The organism is Microbacterium sp. NPDC056736 (genome assembly GCF_042790415.1).
Classification (GTDB): Bacteria; Actinomycetota; Actinomycetes; order Actinomycetales; family Microbacteriaceae; genus Microbacterium.
Genome location: NZ_JBHTZE010000004.1, coordinates 358,906 through 383,384, shown reverse-complemented (window position 1 = coordinate 383,384; position 24,479 = coordinate 358,906). Strand labels below are relative to the sequence as shown.

Below are 24,479 nucleotides of genomic sequence, written 5' to 3'. Positions count from 1 at the left end.
GTGGAGCGACCTCCGAGAGAGTCGATTCGGGTCGCATCGCGACGCGACGCGACCGCGGAGCCCCTGCTCCGCTGGACACATGCTATCGACGCTCTCAGCGAACTGTCAGCATTGACGCCACGATCCGGGGGATGGCCCGGCCGCCCGGCGGTGGATAGCCTGAGCAGAACTCGATCCGAAGGACCGTCATGACAGACCAGAACCCGTCCGCTCCCACGCCGCCGCCGCTTCCTCCGCAGTCCGCCGCAGAGGCCGCGCGCGCGACCGACCCCGACGACACCGGTGTCCCCCGCGTCGGCGGCGACGCCGGCGACGTCAGCCGCGGGTTCTTCTCCGCGCTGTTCGACCTGTCGTTCCGGACCTTCATCACGCGCCGCCTCGCGAGCGTGTTCTACTTCGTCGGTCTCATCGCGATCGGCATCGGGTTCATCGTGTACTTCGCCGGCGGGATCATCAACGCGATCTCGGTGATGTGGCTCAACGTCGGCGCGGGGGTCACGGGACTGATCGCCACCATCATCGTGGTGCCGGTGCTGACGTTCCTCTCGATCATCCTGCTCAGGTTCGTCATCGAGGCGGTCGTCGCCCTCATCGCGATCGCGGAGAACACCGAGCGCACGGCGCAGCACACGCGGCGCTGAGGCCTCGACCGGTTCAGCGATCGGTCGGCGAGCCGGGCGCAGGGGCGAAGAGCTCGAGCTCGCCCTCACCGCCCTCGTGCACGCGCAGACCGGATGATTCCGCCCACCGGAGGAACGCGGCCGGGGACGAGATGCGGGGACGCTCCTGGGCGAGCCGCCGCACGAGAGCGCCCTTGGCGTGCTTGTTGAAGTGATTGAGCGCCCGCACCGCGCCGTCGCCGCCTTCGCTCACGACACGCACGTACCGCGACGCGACGCCGGCCGGCACCGGGCCGAGGGCGGCGTAGGCCTCCGAGCGCAGGTCGAGCACGAAGCGGGGCGCGAGGTCGGCGATCGCGGCGGTCGTCGCCTCGGCCCAGAGGCGCCGCAGCGGAGGAAGGCCGGGCAGGGACGCGCCGGCGCCGAGCCGGTAGGCCGGAATGGGGTCGAGCGCCCACACCGGGCCCAGTGGCGCGGAGTGGATCATGACATGGGCACCCAGCCAGCGACGAGCCGTCGCAGGGAGGGATGCCGCGTCCAGCGCGTCGAAGAGGACGCCCGTGTAGCGGTCGACCGCGGCCATGGTCGACGCGTCGCGCACCGCGGCGTTCACGGCGACCTCGCCGCGCTGGCGGGGACCGAGCTTGAGCACGCGGGCGGACTCCTCCTCGTCCGCAGCCAGGGCGACGAGGGCGGAGAGGACGGCCTCGCGCAGCGGGGCGAGCTGGGCGAGCGCCAGCCCGCCCGGGTCCAGCCGCGCGCCCGCGCCACCGGGACGCTTCGTCTCGGACGGCGGCAGGAGGATCAGCATGGTGCTCCGGAGCGGATCGATGGGCGGGGCGGGAACACGACTCGGCCGGCCCCCGCGGGGGCCGGCCGAGTGCGTGTACAGCGGGTGATCAGGAGATCAGGGCGGCGTTTCCGGCCACGATCGTCAGATCGTCGCCCTCCATCGACAGGAAGCCGTCCTGCGCGTTGGCGATGATCTTCGTGCCGGAGGTCTGCGTGATGCGCACCTGACCCTCGGCGAGGATCGCGAGCACCGGCTCGTGCCCGGTCATGAAGCCGATCTCGCCCTCGACGGTCTTGGCGACGACGAGCGACGCCTCACCCGACCAGACCTCCGCGTCGGCGGAGACCAGGCTCACCTTGAGCGGCATGTCAGCCGTTCTCCTTCTGGATGCGAGCCCACGCCTCTTCGACGTCCGAGATCCCGCCGACGTTGAAGAAGGCCTGCTCGGCGACGTGGTCGAAGTCGCCCTTGACGATCGCGTCGAACGACTCGATGGTCTCCTTGATCGGGACGGTCGACCCCTCGACACCGGTGAACTTCTTCGCCATGTAGGTGTTCTGCGAGAGGAACTGCTGGATGCGGCGCGCGCGGGCGACGACGATCTTGTCCTCTTCCGAGAGCTCGTCGACACCGAGGATCGCGATGATCTCCTGCAGCTCCTTGTTCTTCTGGAGGATCTGCTTCACGGCGGTGGCCACGCGGTAGTGGTCCTCACCGATGTACCGCGGGTCGAGGATGCGGCTCGTCGACGACAGCGGGTCGACCGCGGGGTACAGGCCCTTGGACGCGATCTCGCGCGAGAGCTCGGTGGTCGCATCGAGGTGGGCGAACGTGGTCGCCGGCGCCGGGTCGGTGTAGTCGTCGGCGGGCACGTAGATCGCCTGCAGCGAGGTGATCGAGTGGCCGCGCGTCGAGGTGATGCGCTCCTGCAGGATGCCCATCTCGTCGGCCAGGTTCGGCTGGTAGCCCACCGCGGACGGCATGCGGCCGAGCAGCGTCGACACCTCGGAGCCCGCCTGCGTGAAGCGGAAGATGTTGTCGATGAAGAGCAGCACGTCCTGCTTCTGGACGTCGCGGAAGTACTCCGCCATCGTCAGGGCCGAGAGGGCCACGCGCAGACGGGTCCCCGGCGGCTCGTCCATCTGGCCGAACACGAGGGCGGTCTTGTCGAAGACGCCCGCCTCCTCCATCTCGCCGATGAGGTCGTTGCCCTCACGGGTGCGCTCGCCGACGCCTGCGAATACCGACACGCCGCCGTGGTCCTGCGCGACGCGCTGGATCATCTCCTGGATGAGGACGGTCTTGCCGACGCCCGCACCGCCGAAGAGGCCGATCTTGCCACCCTGCACGTACGGGGTGAGGAGGTCGATGACCTTGATGCCGGTCTCGAACATCTCGGTCTTCGACTCGAGCTGGTCGAACGACGGCGCCTGACGGTGGATGCCCCAGCGCTCGGTGACCTCGATGGTCTCACCGGGTGCGGCGTTGAGGACGTCGCCGGTGACGTTGAACACCTTGCCCTTGGTGACGTCGCCGACGGGCACCGTGATGGGGCCGCCGGTGTTGCGCACCTCCTGGCCGCGGACCATGCCGTCGGTCGGCTTCAGGGAGATGGCGCGCACGAGGTCGTCGCCGAGGTGCTGGGCGACCTCGAGCGTGATCTCGGTGGACTCGCCGTCGATCGTGATGGTGGTCTTCAGCGCGTTGTAGATGTCGGGGATCGAGTCGTGCGGGAACTCGATGTCGACGACCGGGCCGGTGACGCGCGCGACGCGTCCGACCGCGGTCGCGGTCTTCTCAGCGGTGAGGCTCATGGCTTCTTCTCTTTCGTGTGGTCTATTTGCCCGACGCCAGGGCGTCGGCGCCGCCGACGATCTCGGCGATCTGCTGCGTGATCTCGGCCTGGCGCGCGTTGTTGCGCAGGCGGGTGTAGTCGGTGATGAGCTTGTCGGCGTTGTCGCTGGCCGACTTCATCGCCTTCTGGGTCGCGGCGTGCTTCGCGGCCGACGACTGGAGGAGGGCGTTGAAGACGCGGCTCTGGATGTACACCGGCAGGAGCGCGTCCAGGACGGTCGCGGCATCCGGCTCGAACTCGTACAGCGGGTAGACCTGCGCCGACGACGACTCCTCGGCCTCGACGACCTCCAGCGGAAGCAGGCGCACCGTCTCGGGCGTCTGCGTCATCATGCTGACGAAGCGGTTGTAGACGAGGTGGATCTCGTCCACCCCGTTCTCTTCGCCACCGCGGTCGTACGCGTCCAGCAGTGTGGCGGCGATCTCCTCGGCCGTCGAGAAGTGCGGCGTGTCGGTGTCACCCGTCCACTCGGCCGCGGCCTCCATCCGCCGGAACTGGAAGTAGCCGACGGCCTTGCGGCCGACGAGGTAGAACACCGGCTCGCGGCCCTCCTCGCGCAGCAGCTGCGCCAGCTCGAGGCCCTCGCGGAGGATCTGCGAGTTGAACGCGCCGGCGAGGCCGCGGTCGGACGAGAAGATCACCACCGCGGAGCGGCGGATCGTCTCGCGTTCGACGGTCAGCGGGTGGTCGACGTTGGAGTGCGTCGCCACGGCGGAGACGGCCCGCGTCACGGCACGCGCGAACGGCGACGATGCGCGCACACGCGCCATCGCCTTCTGGATGCGCGAAGCCGCGATGAGTTCCATCGCCTTCGTGATCTTCTTGGTCGTCTGAGCAGAGCTGATCTTCTGCTTGTAGACCCGGAGTTGTGCGCCCATGGTTTATGCCCAGGCCCGCCTCAGCGGCGGCCCTTGACGATCTTCTCCTGGTTCACGTCCTCGGCCTGCGCCGCCGCGACCTCTTCGTGGCCGGGCTTGCCGATGGCCTGGCCCTTGCCTGCCTGGAACTCCAGGATGAACTCGTCGGTCTTCTTCGCGAGCTCGGCGACGGTGTCGTCGTCCAGGACGTTGGTCTCGCGCAGCGTGTCGAGGATCGACGTGTTGCGACGGAGGTAGTCCAGCAGTTCGCGCTCGAAGGACAGCACGTCCTCGACCTCGATCGAGTCCAGCTTGCCGTTGGTGCCCGCCCAGATCGAGACGACCTGCTCCTCGACCGGGTACGGCGAGTACTGCGGCTGCTTGAGCAGCTCGGTCAGACGCGCGCCTCGGGCGAGCTGACGACGCGAGGCCGCGTCGAGGTCGGACGCGAACATCGCGAACGCCTCGAGCGAGCGGTACTGCGCGAGCTCCAGCTTGAGCGTTCCGGAGACCTTCTTGATCGACTTCACCTGGGCGTCGCCACCGACGCGCGACACCGAGATGCCGACGTCCACCGCGGGACGCTGGTTGGCGTTGAAGAGGTCGGACTGCAGGAAGATCTGGCCGTCGGTGATCGAGATCACGTTCGTCGGGATGTACGCCGAGACGTCGTTCGCCTTCGTCTCGATGATCGGAAGACCGGTCATCGAGCCGGCGCCGAGCTCATCGGAGAGCTTCGCGCAGCGCTCGAGCAGACGCGAGTGCAGGTAGAAGACGTCACCGGGGTACGCCTCGCGGCCCGGCGGGCGGCGGAGCAGGAGCGACACGGCGCGGTAGGCCTCGGCCTGCTTGGACAGGTCGTCGAAGATGATCAGGACGTGCTTGCCCTCGTACATCCAGTGCTGGCCGATGGCCGAGCCGGTGTAGGGGGCGAGGTACTTGAAGCCGGCGGGGTCCGAGGCGGGAGCCGCGACGATCGTCGTGTACTCCATGGCCCCGGCGTCCTCGAGGGCGCCCTTCACGGCGGCGATCGTCGAGCCCTTCTGGCCGATCGCGACGTAGATGCAGCGGACCTGCTTGCTGACGTCGCCCGACTCCCAGTTGGACTTCTGGTTGATGATCGTGTCGATCGCGATGGCCGTCTTGCCCGTCTGGCGGTCCCCGATGATGAGCTGGCGCTGTCCGCGGCCGACGGGGATCATCGCGTCGATCGCCTTGATGCCGGTCTGGAGGGGCTCGTGCACCGACTTGCGCTGCATGACGCCGGGCGCCTGGAGCTCGAGGGCACGACGGCCGACGGTCGCGACCTCGCCGAGACCGTCGATGGGGTTGCCGAGCGGGTCGACCACGCGGCCGAGGTAGCCGTCGCCGACGGCGACCGACAGCACCTCGCCGGTGCGCGTCACCTGGGTCCCGGCCTCGATGCCGGCGAAGTCGCCGAGCACGACGACACCGATCTCGTGCTCGTCGAGGTTGAGGGCGAGGCCCTGGGTGCCGTCCTGGAACGTCACGAGCTCGTTCGCCATGACGCCCGGCAGGCCCTCGACGTGCGCGATGCCGTCGGCGGCGTCGATGACGGTGCCGACCTCGGTGGCCGCGCCGCCCGTGGGCTCATAGGCGGCGACGAAGTCCTTCAGCGCGTCACGGATGACATCGGGGCTGATAGTGAGATCTGCCATTGTTTTCCTTCGTTCATGGGGCCGCGGCCCCGAAATCTCCACCCTCGGGCGGGAAGTCTGTGTCAGCCTGCGAGCCGCTGACGGAGGTCGGCCAGACGCGACGACACGCTGGCGTCGATCACGTCGTCGGCGATCTGCACGCGCAGGCCGCCCACCACGCCCGGGTCGACGATGGTGTTCAGCGCTACGCGCTTGCCGTAGCGCTTCGTCAGCGCTGCGACGAGGCGCTCGCTCTGGGCGGCGCTCAGCGGCGCCGCCGCCACGACGGTGGCGACGGTGCGTCCGCGCTGGTCGGCGACGAGCTTCATCGCACGCGACAGCAGCTGGCGCACCCGCCGCTCGCGCGGCTGCCGGACGAGGGACGACACGATGAGCGTCGCCGCCTCGCTCGCGCGCCCCGTGAACAGCGTCTCGATGAGCGCGCCCTTCGACGTCGAGTCACCCAGGCGGCTGCCGAGAGCGAGCTCGAGCTCCGCGTTGTCGGCGACGGTGCGCGAGAAGGCGAACAGCTCGCCCTCGATGTCGGAGTTCGCGTCGGCGACGGCCGTCGCCCGCACCGCGAGCTCTTCGATCCCCTCGACCAGGTCGTCGGACGACGACCAGCGCTGCGCGACCACGGTCGCCAGCAGCGACGCGGTCGTGGGCTTCACGGTCGGTCCGAAGACGGCGAGGACGACGTTGCGGCGGGCCTCGGCAGGCGCCGCCGAGTCGGCGAGCGCGCCGCTCAGCTGCGACGAGTCGCCCACGGTGCGCGCCGCGGCGAACAGCTCGCGGGCGACGTCGAGGTCGACGTCGGCGGCGGCGTCCAGCGCCGCCGTCGTCGCCGCAACGGCCTGAGTGGTCGCGCTGCCCATTACGCCTTGGCCCCTTCGGACTCCTCGAGCTCGGCGAGGAAGCGATCGACGACGGCCTGAGCCTTCGCGTCGTCGGACAGCGTCTCGCCGATCACGCCGCCGGCGAGGTCGAGGGCGAGCGTGCCCACCTCGCTGCGCAGCGACACGAGCGCCGACTGGCGCTCCGCCTCGATCTGAGCGTGGGCGGTCGAGGTGAGACGGGCGGCCTCGGAGGCAGCGGTCTCCTTCGCCTCGGCGAGGATCTTCTTGCCGTCCTCACGGGCGGCGTCGCGGATCTCACCGGCTTCCTTGCGGGCGTCGGCGAGCTGGGCGGTGTACTCCTCGAGCGCCGCCTCGGCCTTGCGCTGGGCCTCGTCGGCCTTCGCGATGTTGCCTTCGATCGCCGCCGAGCGCTCGTCGAGCATCTTCTTCATCCGCGGAAGCGCGATCTTCCAGAAGAGGAAGAGGATGATGACGAAGCAGACCGACGACCAGATGATGTCGTACCAGGCGGGGATGAGGGGGTTATGGGTCTCCCCCTCCTCCGCGGCGTACGCGACAAGAGCGTGCAGCATCCTGTCTCCTTAGGACTGAGATTCGGCGATCAGACGAAGATGAAGTAGGTCGCGATGCCGATGAAGGCGAGCGCCTCGGTGAAGGCGATACCGATCCACATGAGCACCTGCAGGCGGCCGGCGAGCTCGGGCTGGCGAGCCACGCCCTCGATCGTCTTGCCGACGACGATGCCCACGCCGATGGCCGGGCCGATCGCAGCGAGGCCGTAGCCCATCGTCGCGACGTTGCCGGTGACCTGTGCGAGAACCGTAGTTGCGTCCACGGGGGTTTTTCCTTTCGGTTGTGGGCGGCCCTGTGTCGTTCTGGACGGAGGGGCCGACCCGCTTAGTGCTCTTCCGCGACCGCGAGCTGGATGTAGACCGCGGTGAGGAGAGCGAAGACGTACGCCTGGAGGACCGCCACCAGGATTTCGAACAGCGTGAAGACGAAGCCGAAGGCGAGGCTGCCGGCGCCGAGCGCCGTCCACCAGCCGCCGAGGTCGACGACGAAGAACTGCGTGGCTGCGAAGAACAGCACCAGCAGAAGGTGGCCGACCATCATGTTCATGAGGAGTCGGAGCGTCAGCGTCACGGGGCGGATGATGAACGTCGAGATGAGCTCGATCGGCGTGACGATGATGTAGATCGGCCACGGCACACCCGACGGGAAGAGCGAGTTCTTGAAGAAGTTCTTCGGGCTCTTCTTGATGCCGGCGTAGATGAAGGTGACGTAGCTCACGACCGCGAGCGTCAGCGGCACCGCGATGATGCTCGTTCCGGCGATGTTCAGGAACGGGATGATGCCCGTTATGTTCATGAACAGCACCATGAAGAAGATCGTGGTGAGGATCGGCAGGAAGCGCTGGGCGTCCTTCTTGCCCAGGAGGTCTTCGCCGATGTTGACGCGGACGAAGTCCAGGCCCATCTCGACGAGGCTCTGGAACCGACCGGGGACGACGCGCATGCGGCGCGTGCCGAGCCAGAAGATCAGGACGATCGCGATGGTCGCGAGGAACTGGATCAGGTGGATCCGGTGGACCGGGATGATGCCGAACGCGGTGAAGAGGATCTCGGGGAAGAACTCTTCGATCGACGGCCCGTGGAACTCCGGGGGCGCGTCAGCGGCAAGGGGGGCGATCAGGGTCGCAGCTTGAGTAAACAGCGCAGGCTCCAGCTTCGGGGCATCGGTGAAGGACCGTTGCGACGATGGTCGGTGAGCGTCACTCCGCAGGCGTTCACAACAGGGTGGGCGGGCGGGCGCTCGTTCAGCCTATCAAACTTGAGAGGTCCCTGAATCCGCCCGCGAGGCGTCACGCGGCGGTGCCCGGCCCGTCGGTGCGCTCCCCCGCGTCGGGGTCGGTCGGGAGCTCGACGTCGCTCGCGTGCGGCACGCGCATGCGCATGAGCACGACGACGTCGATGAGGAGCGAGGCGAGCACGCTCGCCACCAGCGCGAGGAAGAACACCGGTCCGACGATCCACGGCTGGTCCCGCAGCACGAACAGCGCGACGAGGAACACGACGAACTTCAGGATCCAGCCGCCGAGCACGATCCCGAAGAAGATCGGCACGTACAGCGCGTCGCCGAACCAGCGGTTGGCGATGAGGATGCTCGCGGCGGTGATGGCGAGGAAGACGGCCGCGATGAGGACGCCGGCCAGGGCGCTCCACAGTCCGTCCACTCCCGCCACGAGGTAGCCGACGAGGCCGCCCACCACGAGGAGTGCGGCGGTGACGGTTCCCGACCACACCAGGACGGTGCGCAGGATCGGGGTGCTGGAGATGGGGGTGGAGCTCATCGGGCGTCCTCCTGTGCGGGCGCGGGATCGTGCAGGGCGGTGGATGGGGTGGCCTCGATCGCGTGGGCGACACGTCGATGCGACGGCAGCAGGGTCACGATCAGGCAGGCGGCGATGCCGACGACGCCGTACGCCACGCCGAGGAGGTAGTCGCCCGGCCACTCCAGCGTCGTGCCGATGTACATCAGCAGCACCGCGAGGCTCACCAGCGCGGTCCAGGCGTAGAAGATGAGCACGGCGTCGCGGTCGGAGTGGCCCATGTCGAGCATGCGGTGGTGCAGGTGGCGGCGATCGGGTGAGAACGGCGACTTGCCCTTGCTCATCCGACGGACCACCGCCAGTCCGAAGTCGAGCAGGGGCAGCAGCACGACGACGACCGGCAGCAGGATCGGGATGAACGCACCGAGGAGCTGCGAGCGGCCGAACTCGTCGTTGTCGGCGACCATCGCCGGGTTGATGTTGCCGGTGATCGCGATCGCCGACGAGGCCATCAGCAGGCCGAGCATGAGCGCCCCGGCATCCCCCATGAACAGCCGCGCGGGACTCCAGTTCATCGGCAGGAACCCGATGCACACGCCGATCAGCACGGCGGCGATGAAGGACGCGAGGTTGAAGTAGGTGCTCGCCCCGATGTCGCGCACCATCATGTACGAGTACGCGAAGAACACCACGTTGGCGATGAGGCAGACGCCCGCGACGAGGCCGTCCAGGCCGTCGATGAAGTTCACGGCGTTCATCACGACGACGATCGAGAAGACGGTCAGTGTGAAGCTGGCCCAGCTCGAGATCGTCATGCCGCCGAGCGGCAGCGTGTAGATCTGCAGCTGGCCGAACCAGGCGATGAGGCCCGCCGCGAGGAACTGCGCGCCGAGCTTGATCATCCAATCGAGGTCCCACACGTCGTCGAGGACGCCGATCACCACGATGAGGGCCGTCGCGCCCAGCAGCGCGTACACCTGCTCGGGCTCGGTCCAGATGATGGCGAAGAACGGATGCTGCGACGACACCGCGAACGCCGCGAGCACGCCGATGAACATGGCGATGCCGCCGAGGCGCGGCGTCGGGGTCTTGTGGACGTCGCGCTCGCGGATCCCCGGATACAGCTCGTACTTCAGGCTCAGCCGCCAGACCGCCCACGACAGGACGAACGTGATGGCCGCCGTGAGGAGGATGGTGAAGACGTACTGCTTCACGAGCTGCCGGGGACGCTCTGGGCGTCGGCATCCGTCACGCCTGCGGCCGTCGGCCCCGCCTCGCCGCCGGACGGCTCGGCCTCGGCGTCGGGCTCCGCTTCCCGGCCGGACGGCTCGGGGTCCGCACCCGGGTCGGCCTCGAGGAGGTCGCCCAGCACCTCGCGCAGCTGTTCGCGGCTGACCGCGCCCTCGCGGAGCACGCGCACCAGCGGCTCCTCGCCGCCGACGAGGCTCGTGGCGTCGACGATGGTGGACGGCACGCCGTCGCGCGACGGTCCGTCGCCGAGGTACACGGCAACGCTGTCCTTCAGCATCTCCTCCGCGTCCTCGGCCGTGATGCCCGCCGCCATGCCCGTGAGGTTCGCGCTGGAGACCGCCAGCGGGCCGGTCTCCTCGAGGAGCTCCAGGGCGATGCGGTGCGCGGGCATCCGCACGGCGACGGTGCCCCGGGTCTCGCCGAGATCCCATGACAGCGACGGCTGGGCCGGCAGCACGATCGTGAGGCCACCGGGCCAGAACGAATCGATCAGGCGCTCGACGGGCTCGGGCACGTCGGCGACGAGGGCACGGAGCGTGGTGACGCCGGCCACGAGCACGGGCGGCGGCGACTGGCGCCCGCGGCCCTTGGCGGCGAGCAGTCGGGCGACGGCCTGGTGGTCGAAGGCGTCGGCGGCCACACCGTAGACGGTGTCGGTGGGGATGACGACGAGCTCGCCGCGGCCGATGGCCTGGCGCGCCCTGCGCATGCCGGCGAGCAGCTGGGCCTCGTCGCGGCAGTCGAAGATGGGGGACATGTCGCCGGACAGTTTAGTCGGGGCGCGGCTGTGCGTTCACGGCGTCGCTGGATGCTCCGTCCGCGGGGCGGTGCCGACGGTGTCAGGGGCGCAGCGCGGTGGTGGCGCGATCGCGCATCGTGAGGTCGGGGTGCGTCGCCGCCGCGCGCCATCCGTCGGCCGCGAGGAGCTCGCGGATCGCCTGCCCCTGCCACTCGCCGTGCTCGATGATGATCATCCCCCCGGGATGCGCGAGGCGCAGACCCACGCCGCTCAGCACGCGCACGACGTCCAGGCCGTCCTCGCCGCCGTAGAGCGCGGCGGGCGGGTCGAAGAACCGCACCTCCGGGTCGCGCGGGATCGCGGCATCCGGCACGTACGGAGGGTTGGAGGCGACCACCGAGACCGTGCCGTCGAGCTCGGGGAACGCGTGCGCGAGGTCGATGAAGGCCAGCCGCGCGTTGTCGGCGCCGACCATCGCGAAGTTCTCCTTCGTCCACAGGAACGCCTCCACCGAGTTCTCGGCCGCGAAGACCCGCGCGTGCGGCACCTCGGTCGCCATCGCCAGCGCGATCGCGCCGCTTCCGGTGCCGAGATCCACCGCGATCGGGGACTCGGATGCCGCGGCCCGGAGCGCGTCGATCGCCAGCTGCGCGACGAGCTCGGTCTCGGGGCGGGGCACGAAGACGCCCGGCCCCACGCGGAGCTCCAGATGGCGGAAGGGCGCCGTCCCGGTGATGTGCTGCAGCGGCTCGCGGGTGGCGCGCCGGGTCACCAGCTCCTCGAGGCGCTCGGCGTCGGCCGCGGCGATGCGGTCGCCGCGGATCGCGGACGCCTGCACTCCCCCTCGCCCGAGCCCCAGGACGAAGGCCGCCAGCAGCTCGGCGTCGACCGCGGGGTCGGCGATGCCCGCGGCGCCCAGGCGCGCCGCGGCGTGCGCGATCGCGGCGGCCAGGGCGGGTGGTTCTTCGGGGGGAGACATGACCGCACCACCCTACGCCCCGGAGGGTAGCGCGCCGCCGCCACCTCCCTGTCACAGAAGGACTCACATGGATGCCGTCCCCCTAGGCTGGTGCTGATCAGCCGTGAACCCGCGAAAGGCCCCGACATGACCGGCATCCATCCCGACATCACCTCCGCTTTCGGCAACACTCCGCTCGTCCGGCTGAACCGCGTCGCGGAAGGCGTCGGCGGCAACGTGCTGGCCAAGCTGGAGTTCTACAACCCCGCCTCGAGCGTCAAGGATCGCCTCGGCATCGCGATCGTCGATGCGGCGGAGGCGTCGGGCGAGCTCGAGCCGGGCGGCACGATCGTCGAGGCGACCAGCGGCAACACCGGCATCGCCCTCGCGATGGTGGGTGCGGCCCGCGGCTACCGCGTGGTGCTGGCCATGCCCTCCTCCATGTCGATCGAGCGCCGCCTGCTGCTGAAGGCATACGGCGCGGAGCTCGTCCTCACCGACCCCGCCGGCGGCATGAAGGGCGCCATCGCCAAGGCCGAGGAGCTCGTCACGGAGCTGCCGGGCGCCATCCTCGCCCGCCAGTTCGAGAACCAGGCCAACGTCGAGATCCACCGCAAGACGACCGCGGAGGAGATCCTCCGCGACACCGACGGCAAGGTCGACTACTTCGTCGCCGGCATCGGCACGGGCGGCACGATCACCGGTGTCGGCCAGGTCCTCAAGGAGCGCGTGCCCGACGCCAAGGTGGTCGCCGTCGAGCCGGCCGACTCGCCGCTGCTGACCAAGGGCACCCCCGGTCCGCACAAGATCCAGGGCATCGGCCCGAACTTCGTCCCGGCGATCCTCGACCGGGGCGTGATCGACGAGGTCATCGACGTCGAGTTCCCCGACGCCATCTCGACGGCTCGCGCGGTCGGCACCCAGGACGGCATCCTCGTGGGCATCTCCTCCGGCGCCGCCATCTGGGCGGCGCTCCAGGTCGCGGCGCGGCCCGAGGCCGCGGGCAAGAACATCGTCGTCATCGTGCCGTCCTTCGGTGAGCGCTACCTGTCGACTGCGCTCTACGAGGATCTGCGCGAAGATTGATCCGTCACGACGGCGCGACGGCGAACCGATCTGATCGGCCGCCGCCGCGCCGTCGTCGTGTGGACCCCGACGAGAGAGGGAGCTTCGTGCCCGGCATCCATCCCGACATCACGACCGCGTTCGGTCAGACCCCGCTGGTGCGCCTCAACGCGCTGACGGAGGGGCTCGGCGCGGAGGTGCTCGCCAAACTCGAGTTCTACAATCCGGGCTCGTCCGTGAAGGACCGGCTGGGCTATGCCCTCGTGGCTGCGGCCGAGGAGGCCGGTGAGCTGCAGCCGGGCGGCACGATCGTCGAGTCCACCAGCGGCAACACCGGCATCGCGCTGGCCCTCATCGGCGCCGCGCGCGGGTACCGGGTGATCCTCACCATGCCCGCCTCGATGTCGAAGGAACGGCGCACGCTGCTCAAGGCATACGGCGCCGAACTGGTCCTCACCGACCCGTACAAGGGCATGACCGAGGCCGTCGACGTCGCCCGGCGGATCGTCGCCGAGACGCCGGGAGCGATCCTCGCCAGGCAGTTCGAGCACGAGGCCAACGCCGCGATCCACCGCAGGACCACCGCCGAGGAGATCTGGAACGACACCCACGGCAGCGTGGACTGGTTCGTCGCCGGATCCGGGACCGGCGGCACCATCACGGGCGTCGGGCAGGTGCTGAAGGAGCGCAACCCCGACGTGAGGATCGCGCTCGTCGAGCCCAAGGACTCCCCCGTCCTCACGGAGGGCCGCGCGGGCGGGCACCGCATCCAGGGCATCGGCCCCAACTTCGTGCCCGACGTGCTGGACCGGTCGGTGGTCGACGAGATCTTCGACGTCGAGTTCGACGACGCGATCCGCGTCGCGCGCGAGCTGGCCACGCGCGAGGGCATCCTCGGCGGCATGTCGGCGGGCGCCGCCGTGTGGGCGGCCCTGCAGATCGCCGCGCGCCCGGAGGCCGCGGGGAAGCGCATCGTCGTCATCGTCCCCGACTCGGGCGAGCGGTACCTGTCCACGGCGCTGTACGAGCATCTGCGCGAACCGGAGGGTGAGAAGAGATGACCGACGAACGCATCGGATTCCTGGCGCGCGTGCGCGAAGACGTCGCCGCCGCGAAGCTGCGCGACCCGGCGGCGCGCAGCGGCCTCGAGATCGCCCTGCTCTACCCCGGGCTCCACGCGATCTGGGCCCACCGCGTGTGGCATGCGCTCTGGGTGCGCGACGCGCGGTTCGTGGCCCGCGCGGGCTCGCAGGTGACGCGCTGGCTCACCGGCATCGAGATCCACCCGGGCGCCACGATCGGGCGCCGCTTCTTCATCGACCACGGCATGGGCGTCGTGGTCGGCGAGACCGCCGAGGTGGGTGACGACGTCATGCTGTACCACGGGGTCACGCTCGGCGGGCGTCAGCGCGAGGGCGGCAAGCGTCACCCCACGCTGGGCGACGGCGTCGCCGTCGGGGCCGGCGCGAAGATCCTCGGACCTGTCGTCATCGGCGAGGGCTCCGTCGTCGGCGCGAACGCCGTCGTCACGAAGGACGCCCCCGCCGACAGCGTCCTGGTGGGCGTACCCGCCAAGCCGCGCGCCCGCCGCGTCGGCGAGGAGACGCGCGCCCTGCTGACCACGCCCGAGTACCACATCTGACACGGGTCCCGCCGGACGCGGGGCGTCAGGACCGCGCGCGGTCCTGCACCTTGCGCCGGATGAACAGCGGCGGCAGCAGCCAGGACGCGAGAGCCGTCACGAGCCAGACGATGAGCGTCCCGATGATCCACGCGACGGGCCCGTCGATCCCGATCCCCGCCTGCGGGATCAGCACGGCGATCAGCAGCGCGACGAATGTCGACAGCAGGCCGATGCCGCCGATGAGGGCGTTCGCGTGGCGCCGGGTGATCTTCAGCAGCCACGGCGCGAGGACGCTCTGCAGCACCGCGAAGATGACGACGGCGAGCAGGATGCCCCACCAGTCGTCCCAGTGCAGCGTGAAGCCGTCGAGGATGAGGTCGGCCGCGATGAGTCCCAGCGCTGCCGAGACGAGGAAGATCAGCGCGCGGATGAGGAGCGTGAGCACGCTCGAAGCCTAGCGCCGCGGCATCCGTCCCCCTCGCGAAGCGCCAGTCCGGACGGGAGCGTCAGAGGCGGGGGCGTCAGGCGTCGGCGCCGAGGGCGGCCAGGCGCGCCTCTTCGTCGGCCTGGATCGCGGACTCGATGATCGGCTCGAGGGCGCCGTCCATCACCTGGTCGAGGTTGTAGGCCTTGTAGCCGGTGCGGTGATCGGCGATGCGGTTCTCGGGGAAGTTGTACGTGCGGATGCGCTCCGAACGGTCCATACCGCGGATCTGCGACCTGCGGGCGTCGGATGCCGCCGCCTCGAGCTCCTCCTGCTGCCGGGCGAGCAGGCGCGCGCGGAGGACGCGCATGCCGGCCTCGCGGTTCTGCAGCTGCGACTTCTCGTTCTGCATCGAGACGACGATTCCGGTCGGCACGTGCGTGATGCGCACCGCGGAGTCCGTCGTGTTCACGGACTGCCCGCCGGGGCCGGACGAGCGGAAGACGTCGATCTTCAGCTCGTTCGGATCGATGTGGATCTCCTCGGGCTCGTCGACCTCGGGGAACACCAGCACACCCGTGGTCGACGTGTGGATCCGCCCCTGCGACTCGGTCGCCGGCACGCGCTGCACGCGGTGGACGCCGCCCTCGTACTTCAAGTGCGCCCACACCCCCTGCGCCGGGTCGGACGAGGAGCCCTTGATCGCGACCTGGACGTCCTTGTAGCCGCCGAGGTCGGACTCGTTGCGCTCGAGGAGCTCGGTCTTCCAGCCCTTGGAGGCGGCGTACTGCAGGTACATGCGCAGCAGGTCCGCCGCGAACAAGGCCGACTCGGCGCCGCCCTCGCCCTGCTTGATCTCCATGATCACGTCGCGGGCGTCGTCGGGGTCACGCGGAATGAGCAGGCGCCGCAGGCGCTCCTGCGTCTCGGCGAGCCTCGCCTCCAGCGCCGGCACCTCTTCGGCGAAGGCCTCGTCGTCGCGCGCGAGCTCGCGGGCGGCATCCAGATCATCGGATGCCGCCAGCCAGTCCTCGTGCGCCTTGACGATGCGCGACAGCTCGGCGTAGCGCCGGTTGACCCGCTTGGCGCGCGCCGCATCGGCGTGCACCGCGGGGTCGGAGAGCTCCTCCTGCACCGCGCGGTGCTCGTCGATCAGCGCCCGCACGGAATCGAACATCGCGGGTTCGACCATGGGGGATCAGCGGATGCTGTTGTCGTCCGCGTGGCTGCGTCCGCCGCTGTGACCGGTGGTGGGAGCCGGGATCGACTTCTGCATCTGCACCAGGAACTCGACGTTGGACTGCGTCTCCTTGAGCTTGCCGAGCACGACCTCGAGGGCCTGCTGGGGCTCGAGGCCGGCCAGCGCGCGGCGGAGCTTCCAGGTGATCTTCACCTCGTCGGGCGACAGCAGCATCTCCTCGCGGCGGGTGCTCGACGCGTTGACGTCGACCGCCGGGAAGATCCGCTTGTCGGCGAGCTGGCGGTTCAGGCGCAGCTCGCTGTTGCCGGTGCCCTTGAACTCCTCGAAGATCACGTCGTCCATCTTGGAGCCGGTCTCCACGAGCGCCGTGGCGAGGATGGTGAGCGACCCGCCGTTCTCGATGTTGCGCGCAGCGCCGAAGAAGCGCTTGGGCGGGTACAGCGCCGACGCGTCGACGCCGCCGGTGAGCACGCGGCCCGAGGTGGGCGCCGAGATGTTGTAGGCGCGGCCGAGGCGGGTGATCGAGTCGAGCAGCACGACGACGTCGCGACCGAGCTCGACCAGGCGCTTGGCGCGCTCGATCGCGAGCTCGGCGACCGTGGTGTGGTCCTCGGCAGGACGGTCGAAGGTCGAGGCGATGACCTCGCCCTTCACCGTGCGCTGCATGTCGGTGACCTCTTCGGGGCGCTCGTCGACGAGCACGACCATCAGGTGCACCTCGGGGTTGTTGATCGCGATCGCGTTGGCGATCTGCTGCAGCACGATCGTCTTGCCGGCCTTGGGCGGCGCGACGATGAGGCCGCGCTGCCCCTTGCCGATCGGGGCGACGAGGTCGATGATGCGCTGCGTCAGCTTCTCGGGCGCGGTCTCGAGGCGCAGGCGCTCCTGCGGGTAAAGCGGGGTGAGCTTGCCGAACTCGACGCGCGTGGCGGCGTCGTCGACCGACAGGCCGTTGATCGCGTCGACCTTGACCAGCGCGTTGTACTTCTGACGACTGGACTGCTCGCCCTCGCGCGGCTGCTTGATCGCGCCGACGACGGCGTCGCCCTTGCGCAGGTTGTACTTCTTCACCTGGCCCAGCGACACGTAGACGTCGCTGGTCCCGGGCAGGTAGCCCGTGGTGCGGACGAAGGCGTAGTTGTCGAGCACGTCGAGGATGCCGGCGATCGGGATGAGGACGTCGTCCTCGCCGATCTCGGTGTCGAACTCGTCGCCCGTGGTCTGCGCGCCGCGGCGCTTGTTGCGCTGGCGACCGCGCCCGTTGCCCTGGGCCGGCTGCTCCTCGTCGGCGGGCTCGGCCTTCGCGGGCTCCGCCGCGGGCTTCGCATTCTGGCTCTGGCCGCCGCCCTGGGCGTTCTGAGCACCGCCCTGGGCGTTCTGACCGCCGTCGGCGTTCTGGCCGCCCTGGTCCTTGGCGCCGTTGCGGCTGCGGCTGCGGCTGCGGCTCCGGCTGCGGCTGCGCGACGTCGTCTGCTCGCCCTCGCCCTCGGTCGCCTGCTCGCCCGCGTCGGCGGCCTGCTCGCCCGCGTCGGCGGACGCCGTCTCGGCGGCGGGCGCGTCAGCGGGGGCGGATGCCTCGGCGGCGGATGCCTCGTCGGCGCCCTGGTCGCCGGCGGCCGGCGCAGCCTCGGTCGACGTCGCCTGGGCGGGCGCGTCGGCCGCGTCGGCGGACGCATCCGCCGCGGGCTCGGTCGGCGGCGGCACGTCGGTGCTCTTCGCCCGGCGCGGCGCGCGCTTGCGCGGCGCCTTCGCGGGGGCGGCCGGCGGCTCTTCGGCGGCCGGGGCCTCGGCGGCGGAGGCGTCCGCCGCGGCTGCCTCGGCGACGGCCTCATCGGCGATGACGTCGGCGACCTCGGCTTCGATGACGGCCTCCACGGCGACGGCATCGGCGACGAGCGCCTCGGCGACCGCTTCCTCGGCGACGGCCTCGGCGGCCTCGGCGGCGATGGGGTCGCCGGACTCGGCGACCGCCACGGCCTCGGCGACAGCCGCTTCGGCGACGGCCTCAGCCTCGACGGCCTCTTCGACCGCCTCTTCGGCGACGGCGTCGGCCTCGACGGCCTCGGCCACGGCCTCTTCGGCGACGGCCTCGGCGGCGGTGCTCTCGGTGCCCTCGACCGCGTCGGTCTGGACGGCGTCGGCGTTCTCGACGGCCTCAGGCGCTTCCGCGCGCTCGTCGGCCGGAACGTCGGCGTGGATCTCGGAGATGGACTCCACGAGTTCTCCCTTGTGAAAACGAACAGGTTATGCACGATCGCACGGCGCAGGGGTGGTGACTGTCTGTCTCACGCAGTTGTCACGCCTGCCGAGACACCCGCCGACGGGGTGAGGGACCGCGAGGGTACTCAGCGGACGTCGGCAGGTCAGAATGCCGTGCGGTGGTTTCGCAGATTTGCGACGGAGGCCAGATTCACGTATTACGTGGAACCCTCCGCGTACTCCCTCACTGTACCACCCTTGAAGTCGACGGCGAGCATGAGGGCCTCCCACGGAGTGTCGGTGACCGCCGCAGCCAGGGACGCCGCCTCCAGGCGGCGCCCGGGTCCGTCTGCGAGCACGAGCACGCTGGGTCCGGCGCCGGAGACGACCGCGGCGAACCCTGCCGCCCGCAGTGCGCGCACGAGACCGTCGGTCTCGGGCATCGCGCTGGCACGGTAGTTCTGGTGGAGCTTGTCCTCGGTGGCGGCCTGCAGCAGCTCCGGGCTCTGGGTGAGCGCCGCGATCAGCAGCGCGGAGCGCGACACGTTGAACACGGCGTCCTCGCGCGGCACCTGCTTGGGCTGGAGGCTGCGCGCAAGAGACGTCGACATGGTGAACTCGGGCACGAAGACCAGCGGCGAGACGCCGCGGTGGACGAGCAGCTTCTTGTGCTGCGGGCCGTCCTCGTCGACCCACGCGATGGTCAGCCCGCCGAAGAGCGCCGGGGCGACGTTGTCGGGGTGCCCCTCGAGCTCGGTGGCGAGGCGGAGCAGCGCGTCGGGACCGAGCTCGACGTCACCCTCCAGCAGTCCCTTGGCCGCGAGCAGGCCCGACACGACCGCGGCGCCCGACGAGCCCAGGCCCCGCCCGTGCGGGATCACGTTCCTGGCGTGAAGGCGCAGTCCCGGCATCCGCCGTCCCACCGCCTCATAGGCGTACGCGATCGCGCGCACGACGAGGTGCGACGCGTCGCGCGGCACGTCGGCCGCGCCCGCGCCCTCCACCTCGATCTCGAGCTCGCCCTCCGGCAGCGCGGTGACGTCGAGCTCGTCGTACACGCTCAGCGCGAGGCCGAGCGTGTCGAACCCGGGCCCGAGGTTGGCGCTCGTGGCCGGAACGCGGACCACGACACGCCGGCCGGGAGCGGGCACGACGGCTGCGTTCACGCGGTCGCCGCCGCAGGGGCGAGGTCGAGGACGGATGCCACCTCCGACGTCGTCGCGTCGACCACCGTCGGCTCGACCTCGGAGCCGTCGGCGTTGCGCAGCGCCCAGTGCGGGTCCTTCAGGCCGTGGCCGGTCACCGTGAGCACCACGCGCGCGCCCTGCGGGACGACACCGGCCTCGACGCGGTCCAGGAGGCCGGCGACGCTGATCGCGGACGCCGGCTCGACGAAGATGCCCACCTCACCGGAGAGGAGCTTCTGCGCCGCCAGGATGCGGTCGTCGTCGATGGCCCCGAACCAGCCGTCGGTCGCCGCGCGCGCCTCGAGCGCGAGGTCCCACGACGCCGGGTTGCCGATGCGGATGGCGCTGGCGACCGTCTCGGGGTTCTTGACGACCTCGCCGCGCACGAGCGGCGCGGAGCCTTCGGCCTGGAAGCCGAACATGCGGGGCACGCGGGTGGACACGCCGGCCGCGGCCTCCTCGGTGTAGCCGCGCGTGTAGGCGGTGTAGTTGCCGGCGTTGCCGACCGGGATGAAGTGGAAGTCGGGAGCGTCGCCGAGCTGCTCGACGATCTCGTACGCGGCGGTCTTCTGGCCGTCGATGCGGTCGGGGTTGACCGAGTTGACCAGGTGCACCGGGTAGTTGTCGGCGAGCTCCCGCGCGATCTCGAGGCAGTCGTCGAAGTTGCCGCGGATCTGGATGAGGCGCCCGTTGTGCGCCACGGCCTGGCTGAGCTTGCCCATCGCGATCTTGCCCTCGGGCACGAGGACGGCCGCCGTGATGCCGGCGTGCGCGGCGTACGCGGCCGCCGAGGCCGACGTGTTGCCCGTGGACGCGCAGATGACGGCCTTCGCGCCGTGCTCGATCGCGCGCGAGACGGCGACCGTCATGCCGCGGTCCTTGAACGAGCCGGTCGGGTTCATGCCCTCGAACTTCACCCACACGTCGGTGCCGGTGCGGCGCGAGAGCGCCGGGGCCGGGAGCAGCGGCGTGCCGCCCTCCCCGAGGGTGACGACGGTGGAGGCATCCGTGACGCCCAGTCGATCTGCGTACTCGCGGAGGACTCCGCGCCAAACATGTGCCATGTCAGTTCTCCTTCAGAAGCCTTCAGTTGCCTTCGACGCGCAGCACCGAGACGACGCGCTCCACGACGCCGCTCGCGGCGAGGCGCGCGACGGTGTCGCTGAGGTCCTGCTCGCGCGCCTTGTGCGTGCCGATCACCAGGCGCGCCACACCGGGCTCGCCCGCGTCGTCCTGCGACCCGGACTGCCCCGAGCCTGTCGCGGCGCCCTCTTCGACGACGGTCTGCTCCACGGTCGCGATCGACACGCGCCCGTCGCTCAGGATTCCCGCCACCGTCGCCAGCACGCCGGGTTCGTCGTCGACCTCGAGCGTGATCTGGTAGCTCGTGGTCACGCGGCCGACGGGGACGATCGGCAGGTTCGCCAGCGTCGACTCGCCCACGCCGACACCGCCGGCGATGTGGCGGCGTGCCGCCGAGACGACGTCGCCGAGCACGGCCGATGCGGTCTGCACGCCGCCGGCCCCGGCGCCGTAGAACATGAGGTTGCCGGCGGCCTCCGCCTGCACGAAGACCGCGTTGTTGGCGCCGTGGACGCTGGCGAGGGGGTGCGCGCGGTCGATGAGCGCGGGATACACGCGCACCGAGATGGCCTCGCCGGATGCCTCGCTCAGCCGCTCGCACACGGCCAGCAGCTTGATGACGTAGCCGGCGTGGCGCGCGGCATCCATCATCGACTTGTCGATCGAGGTGATGCCCTCGCGGTGGACCGCGTCGAGCGGGACGGTGGTGTGGAACGCGAGGCTCGCGAGGATCGCGGCCTTCTGCGCGGCGTCGTAGCCCTCGACGTCGGCGGTGGGGTCGGCCTCCGCGTAGCCGAGGCGCTGGGCGTCGGCGAGCACGTCGGCGAATTCCGCGCCCTCGGTGTCCATGCGGTCGAGGATGTAGTTCGTGGTGCCGTTGACGATCCCCATGATGCGCTGCACGCGGTCGCCCGCCAGCGAGTCCCGCAGCGGGCGGATGATGGGGATGGCGCCCGCGGCGGCCGCCTCGTAGTAGACCTCGGCACCGACCTGATCGGCGGCGTCGAAGATCTCGGGACCGTGCGTGGCGAGCAGCGCCTTGTTGGCGGTCACGACGTCGGCACCCGAGTTGATCGCGTGCAGCAGGTACGCCCGCGCCGGCTCGATGCCCCCCATGAGCTCGATCACGATGTCGGACCCCACGATGAGCGACTCGGCGTCGGTGGTGAAGAGGTCCTTGGGAAGGTCCACGTCGCGCTTGGCGTCGACGTCGCGCACCGCGATGCCGACCAGTTCCAGCCGCGCTCCCGCCCGGTCGGCGAGCTCGTCGGCGTGCTGGCGCAGCAGCGACGCGACCTGCGAGCCGACGGCTCCGGCTCCCAGGAGTGCGACGCGGAGGCGGCGGTAGTCGGTCATGCGGTCCCTTCCATCGGTGCGCCCTCGAGGGGGCGCCCAGCTTCGAGCACGGGCGTCGCGAGGCCCGCGTCGCGGGCGAGCAGGTCGTCGACCGTCTCGCCGCGCACGATGACGCGCGCCTCTCCCCCGCGCAGCGCCACGACCGGCGGGCGGGGGACGTAGTTGTAGTTGCTGGCGAGCGAGAAGCAGTAGGCACCGGTGGCCGGCACCGCCAGCAGATCGCCGGCGGCGACGTCGGCCGGAAGGTACTCGGCGTCCACGACGATGTCGCCCGACTCGCAGTGCTTGCCGACGACCCGCGCGAGCGCCGGCTCGGCCTCGCTCGTGCGCGAGGCGATGCGCGCCGAGAACTGCGCCCCGTACAGGGCGGGACGCGCGTTGTCGCTCATGCCTCCGTCGACGCTGACGTAGAGCCGCGCGTCGCCGCTCTCGAGGGCGACCGGCTTCGTCGTGCCGACCTCGTACAGTGTGACCCCGGCGCGGCCGACGATGGCCCGGCCCGGCTCGAAGGCGAGGTTCGGCATCGGGATGCCGCGCTCCTCGCACTCGCGCGCCACGGCCTCGGCGATGCCCAGGGCCAGCACCTCGATGGGCGTCGGGTCGTCGACCGACGTGTAGGCGATGCCGAAGCCGCCGCCGAGGTTGAGCACGGGCAGCTCGCCGCCCTGACGCAGCTGGGCGTGCAGCTCGACGATGCGGCCGGCCGACTCCTCGAAGCCGGCGGTGCCGAAGATCTGCGAGCCGATGTGGCAGTGCAGTCCCACGAACTCCAGGCCGGGCAGCTCGCGGATGCGCGCGACGGCCGCCGGGGCGTCCTCGAGGGTGAAGCCGAACTTCTGGTCCTCGTGGGCCGTGGCCAGGAAGTCGTGCGTCTCGGCGTGCACGCCGCTGTTGACCCGGACCAGCACGGACTGCGTGCCGCCGCGGCGCTCGACGATCGCCGCGAGCCGCTCGATCTCGATGAGACTGTCGATGACGATCGACCCGATGCCGACCTCGACCGCGCGCTCGAGCTCGGCGACCGACTTGTTGTTGCCGTGGAAGCCGAGACGCGCGGGATCGGCCCCCGCCGCGAGCGCCACGGCCAGCTCGCCGCCGGTGCACACGTCGACCGCGAGCCCCTCCTCGGTGACCCACCGCACCACCTCGGTGCTGAGGAACGCCTTGCCGGCGTAGTAGACCCGCGCCTGCACGCCGTGCAGCGCCGCCGCGGCGCGGAACGCGTCGAGCGTCCGCCGCGCGGTGGCGCGCACCTCGTCCTCGTCCAGGACGTACAGGGGCGTTCCGAAGCGCTCGCGGAGCGTCGTGGCGGGGATGCCGCCGAGAGACAGGATTCCCGCATCGTCGCGGCGGGCCGCCGCGGGCCACACGGCGGGCGCAAGGCCGTTCGCATCGGCGGGCGGATGGAGCCAGGCCGGAGCGACGGTGCGGGTGTGCGGGTCGGCGGACACGGTGGACCAATCGGTGGGGGCTTCGACGCTGTGGCCGTCCGGGCGACCGGGTGCGGCGCGAATGCCGGGCCGGCGGAGTCACGCCCCTGGCAGTGCTAGCAGTCTAGGGCACGTGGCTGCGGGCCCCCGCGCCGTGTGACGCCCGGCGTCTCAGGCGCAGGTGCCGTTCTCCTGCAGCGCGGGGTCGGAGGCGATGCCGCCGTCGATGTCGAAGCCGGCCACGAGCGTCTCGCCCTCGACGGCGACCGACGTCAGGGTCACCCCGGCGGGGAGGTACTCCGCGACGCAGACGTCCCAGTCGCGCAGCACCCCGTCGGCGATGCGGCCGAAGCGGTCCTGGAGCTCCTCGGCCGACACCTCCGCACCGCCGACCTGGAGGGACGCGGGGGTCAGCACGAGATCGCCCTCGGCGGCGGACGGGGTGAGTGCGGCGCCGACGGCGACCGTCGCGCCGAAGATCGTCAGGTCCGTGGTCGCCGTGATGTCGGGGGCCGCGAGCCCGAGGCTGTCGGCCGGGAACCCCTCGACATCGGACATGAGCGTCCTCAGCTGCTGCTCGTCGAGCACCAGCGTGCCCTCGGCGCCGGCGATGTCGCCGCTGCCGCGCACGGGCACGCCCTGCGCGACCACCGACATGTCCCCCTCGACGCTGCCCAGCACCACGTCCTGCGACGAGATGGTGAGCTCGGTCAGCGTCCCCGCGATGAGCTGCGGCAGCACCGGCTCGACGAGGACGACGTCGATCGGCTGGTCGTCGGGCAGCGCGAGCTGCGTGCGCACCTGGTCGCGCACCACGCCGACCACGATCTGCCGGGCGATGAGCTCGGCGGCGAACCAGGCGGCCACCGCGAGCAGTGCGACGATGGCGAAGCCGACGAACCAGGGCCAGGACCCGCGCCGGCGCCGGGGCGACGCGGACGCCGCCGACCGCTCCGGGAGGGGCTCGGTGGGCCGCGTGTCCGCTGAGCTCAT

25 protein-coding genes are annotated in these 24,479 nt (G+C 70.8%); 4 read left to right on the top strand and 21 right to left on the bottom strand.

Going from position 1 to position 24,479, the window contains the following annotated elements:
• Positions 1-188 precede the first annotated feature (188 nt).
• Positions 189-641, top strand: a complete 453-nt coding sequence (locus tag ACFRAL_RS11185) for a DUF4282 domain-containing protein (RefSeq protein WP_336398579.1) — start codon at positions 189-191, stop codon at positions 639-641.
• A gap of 13 nt (positions 642-654) precedes the next feature.
• Here the strand turns inward: ACFRAL_RS11185 and ACFRAL_RS11180 are convergent, their stop codons facing one another.
• From ACFRAL_RS11180 to prmC, 13 genes are all read right to left on the bottom strand, one after another.
• On the bottom strand, positions 655-1,431 hold the full coding sequence (locus tag ACFRAL_RS11180) for a YaaA family protein (RefSeq protein WP_378882761.1): 777 nt from the start codon (positions 1,429-1,431) through the stop codon (positions 655-657).
• An 88-nt stretch (positions 1,432-1,519) separates the two neighbouring features.
• Complete coding sequence (locus ACFRAL_RS11175) at positions 1,520-1,780, bottom strand: F0F1 ATP synthase subunit epsilon (RefSeq protein WP_194397897.1); 261 nt, start codon at positions 1,778-1,780, stop codon at positions 1,520-1,522.
• A gap of 1 nt (position 1,781) precedes the next feature.
• The gene (gene atpD / locus ACFRAL_RS11170) at positions 1,782-3,227 is read right to left on the bottom strand and encodes a F0F1 ATP synthase subunit beta (protein ID WP_336398577.1); all 1,446 of its coding nucleotides are present in this window, start codon (positions 3,225-3,227) and stop codon (positions 1,782-1,784) included.
• Positions 3,228-3,249: 22 nt separating this feature from the next.
• A complete protein-coding gene (locus ACFRAL_RS11165; protein ID WP_336398576.1) occupies positions 3,250-4,146 on the bottom strand; it encodes a F0F1 ATP synthase subunit gamma in 897 nt (298 codons plus the stop codon).
• Between the two features lie 20 nt (positions 4,147-4,166).
• On the bottom strand, positions 4,167-5,804 hold the full coding sequence (gene atpA / locus ACFRAL_RS11160; RefSeq protein ID WP_336398575.1) for a F0F1 ATP synthase subunit alpha: 1,638 nt from the start codon (positions 5,802-5,804) through the stop codon (positions 4,167-4,169).
• Between the two features lie 62 nt (positions 5,805-5,866).
• Positions 5,867-6,658 carry a F0F1 ATP synthase subunit delta gene (locus ACFRAL_RS11155; RefSeq protein ID WP_378882755.1) on the bottom strand — a complete coding sequence of 264 codons (792 nt, stop codon included), beginning with the start codon at positions 6,656-6,658 and terminating at the stop codon, positions 5,867-5,869.
• The gene (locus ACFRAL_RS11150; protein ID WP_336398573.1) at positions 6,658-7,212 is read right to left on the bottom strand and encodes a F0F1 ATP synthase subunit B; all 555 of its coding nucleotides are present in this window, start codon (positions 7,210-7,212) and stop codon (positions 6,658-6,660) included. Before ACFRAL_RS11150 ends, ACFRAL_RS11155 begins: the two co-directional genes overlap by 1 nt.
• A 29-nt stretch (positions 7,213-7,241) precedes the next feature.
• Positions 7,242-7,475 (bottom strand): ATP synthase F0 subunit C, encoded by a 234-nt coding sequence (gene atpE, locus ACFRAL_RS11145; protein ID WP_292728372.1) that lies wholly within the window; start codon positions 7,473-7,475, stop codon positions 7,242-7,244.
• 62 nt (positions 7,476-7,537) lie between these two features.
• Positions 7,538-8,332, bottom strand: a complete 795-nt coding sequence (gene atpB / locus ACFRAL_RS11140; protein ID WP_336398623.1) for a F0F1 ATP synthase subunit A — start codon at positions 8,330-8,332, stop codon at positions 7,538-7,540.
• A gap of 169 nt (positions 8,333-8,501) precedes the next feature.
• Positions 8,502-8,990, bottom strand: a complete 489-nt coding sequence (locus tag ACFRAL_RS11135; RefSeq protein WP_378882750.1) for a hypothetical protein — start codon at positions 8,988-8,990, stop codon at positions 8,502-8,504.
• On the bottom strand, positions 8,987-10,183 hold the full coding sequence (locus tag ACFRAL_RS11130) for an MraY family glycosyltransferase (protein WP_378882747.1): 1,197 nt from the start codon (positions 10,181-10,183) through the stop codon (positions 8,987-8,989). The genes ACFRAL_RS11135 and ACFRAL_RS11130 overlap by 4 nt, the downstream gene beginning before the upstream one ends.
• Complete coding sequence (locus tag ACFRAL_RS11125; protein ID WP_378882744.1) at positions 10,180-10,977, bottom strand: L-threonylcarbamoyladenylate synthase; 798 nt, start codon at positions 10,975-10,977, stop codon at positions 10,180-10,182. The genes ACFRAL_RS11130 and ACFRAL_RS11125 overlap by 4 nt, the downstream gene beginning before the upstream one ends.
• 82 nt (positions 10,978-11,059) lie before the next feature.
• Complete coding sequence (gene prmC / locus ACFRAL_RS11120) at positions 11,060-11,938, bottom strand: peptide chain release factor N(5)-glutamine methyltransferase (protein WP_378882741.1); 879 nt, start codon at positions 11,936-11,938, stop codon at positions 11,060-11,062.
• A 126-nt stretch (positions 11,939-12,064) separates the two neighbouring features.
• On the opposite strand from prmC, the gene cysK (ACFRAL_RS11115) reads away from it, so the two are divergent.
• The 3 genes from cysK (ACFRAL_RS11115) (at position 12,065) to epsC (ending at position 14,624) form a co-directional block, all read left to right on the top strand.
• On the top strand, positions 12,065-13,003 hold the full coding sequence (gene cysK, locus ACFRAL_RS11115) for a cysteine synthase A (protein WP_378882739.1): 939 nt from the start codon (positions 12,065-12,067) through the stop codon (positions 13,001-13,003).
• Positions 13,004-13,089: 86 nt separating this feature from the next.
• Positions 13,090-14,043: a cysteine synthase A gene (gene cysK / locus ACFRAL_RS11110; RefSeq protein WP_378882736.1), complete on the top strand. Its 954-nt coding sequence runs from the start codon at positions 13,090-13,092 to the stop codon at positions 14,041-14,043.
• Positions 14,040-14,624, top strand: a complete 585-nt coding sequence (gene epsC / locus ACFRAL_RS11105; protein ID WP_336398566.1) for a serine O-acetyltransferase EpsC — start codon at positions 14,040-14,042, stop codon at positions 14,622-14,624. Before cysK (ACFRAL_RS11110) ends, epsC begins: the two co-directional genes overlap by 4 nt.
• 25 nt (positions 14,625-14,649) lie before the next feature.
• On the opposite strand, the gene ACFRAL_RS11100 is transcribed toward epsC, so the two are convergent.
• The 8 genes from ACFRAL_RS11100 to ACFRAL_RS11065 form a co-directional block, all read right to left on the bottom strand.
• On the bottom strand, positions 14,650-15,051 hold the full coding sequence (locus ACFRAL_RS11100) for a hypothetical protein (RefSeq protein WP_336398565.1): 402 nt from the start codon (positions 15,049-15,051) through the stop codon (positions 14,650-14,652).
• Between the two features lie 76 nt (positions 15,052-15,127).
• Positions 15,128-16,222, bottom strand: a complete 1,095-nt coding sequence (gene prfA, locus ACFRAL_RS11095) for a peptide chain release factor 1 (RefSeq protein WP_378882732.1) — start codon at positions 16,220-16,222, stop codon at positions 15,128-15,130.
• Positions 16,223-16,228: 6 nt separating this feature from the next.
• Positions 16,229-18,448 carry a transcription termination factor Rho gene (rho, locus tag ACFRAL_RS11090; protein ID WP_378882729.1) on the bottom strand — a complete coding sequence of 740 codons (2,220 nt, stop codon included), beginning with the start codon at positions 18,446-18,448 and terminating at the stop codon, positions 16,229-16,231.
• Between the two features lie 200 nt (positions 18,449-18,648).
• Positions 18,649-19,596: a homoserine kinase gene (gene thrB, locus ACFRAL_RS11085; RefSeq protein ID WP_378882726.1), complete on the bottom strand. Its 948-nt coding sequence runs from the start codon at positions 19,594-19,596 to the stop codon at positions 18,649-18,651.
• Positions 19,593-20,681 (bottom strand): threonine synthase, encoded by a 1,089-nt coding sequence (gene thrC / locus ACFRAL_RS11080; protein WP_378882723.1) that lies wholly within the window; start codon positions 20,679-20,681, stop codon positions 19,593-19,595. The genes thrB and thrC overlap by 4 nt, the downstream gene beginning before the upstream one ends.
• A gap of 22 nt (positions 20,682-20,703) precedes the next feature.
• Positions 20,704-22,056 (bottom strand): homoserine dehydrogenase, encoded by a 1,353-nt coding sequence (locus tag ACFRAL_RS11075; protein WP_378882720.1) that lies wholly within the window; start codon positions 22,054-22,056, stop codon positions 20,704-20,706.
• On the bottom strand, positions 22,053-23,507 hold the full coding sequence (gene lysA / locus ACFRAL_RS11070; protein ID WP_378882716.1) for a diaminopimelate decarboxylase: 1,455 nt from the start codon (positions 23,505-23,507) through the stop codon (positions 22,053-22,055). The genes ACFRAL_RS11075 and lysA overlap by 4 nt, the downstream gene beginning before the upstream one ends.
• Before the next feature lie 150 nt (positions 23,508-23,657).
• A complete protein-coding gene (locus ACFRAL_RS11065) occupies positions 23,658-24,479 on the bottom strand; it encodes a DUF2993 domain-containing protein (protein WP_378882715.1) in 822 nt (273 codons plus the stop codon).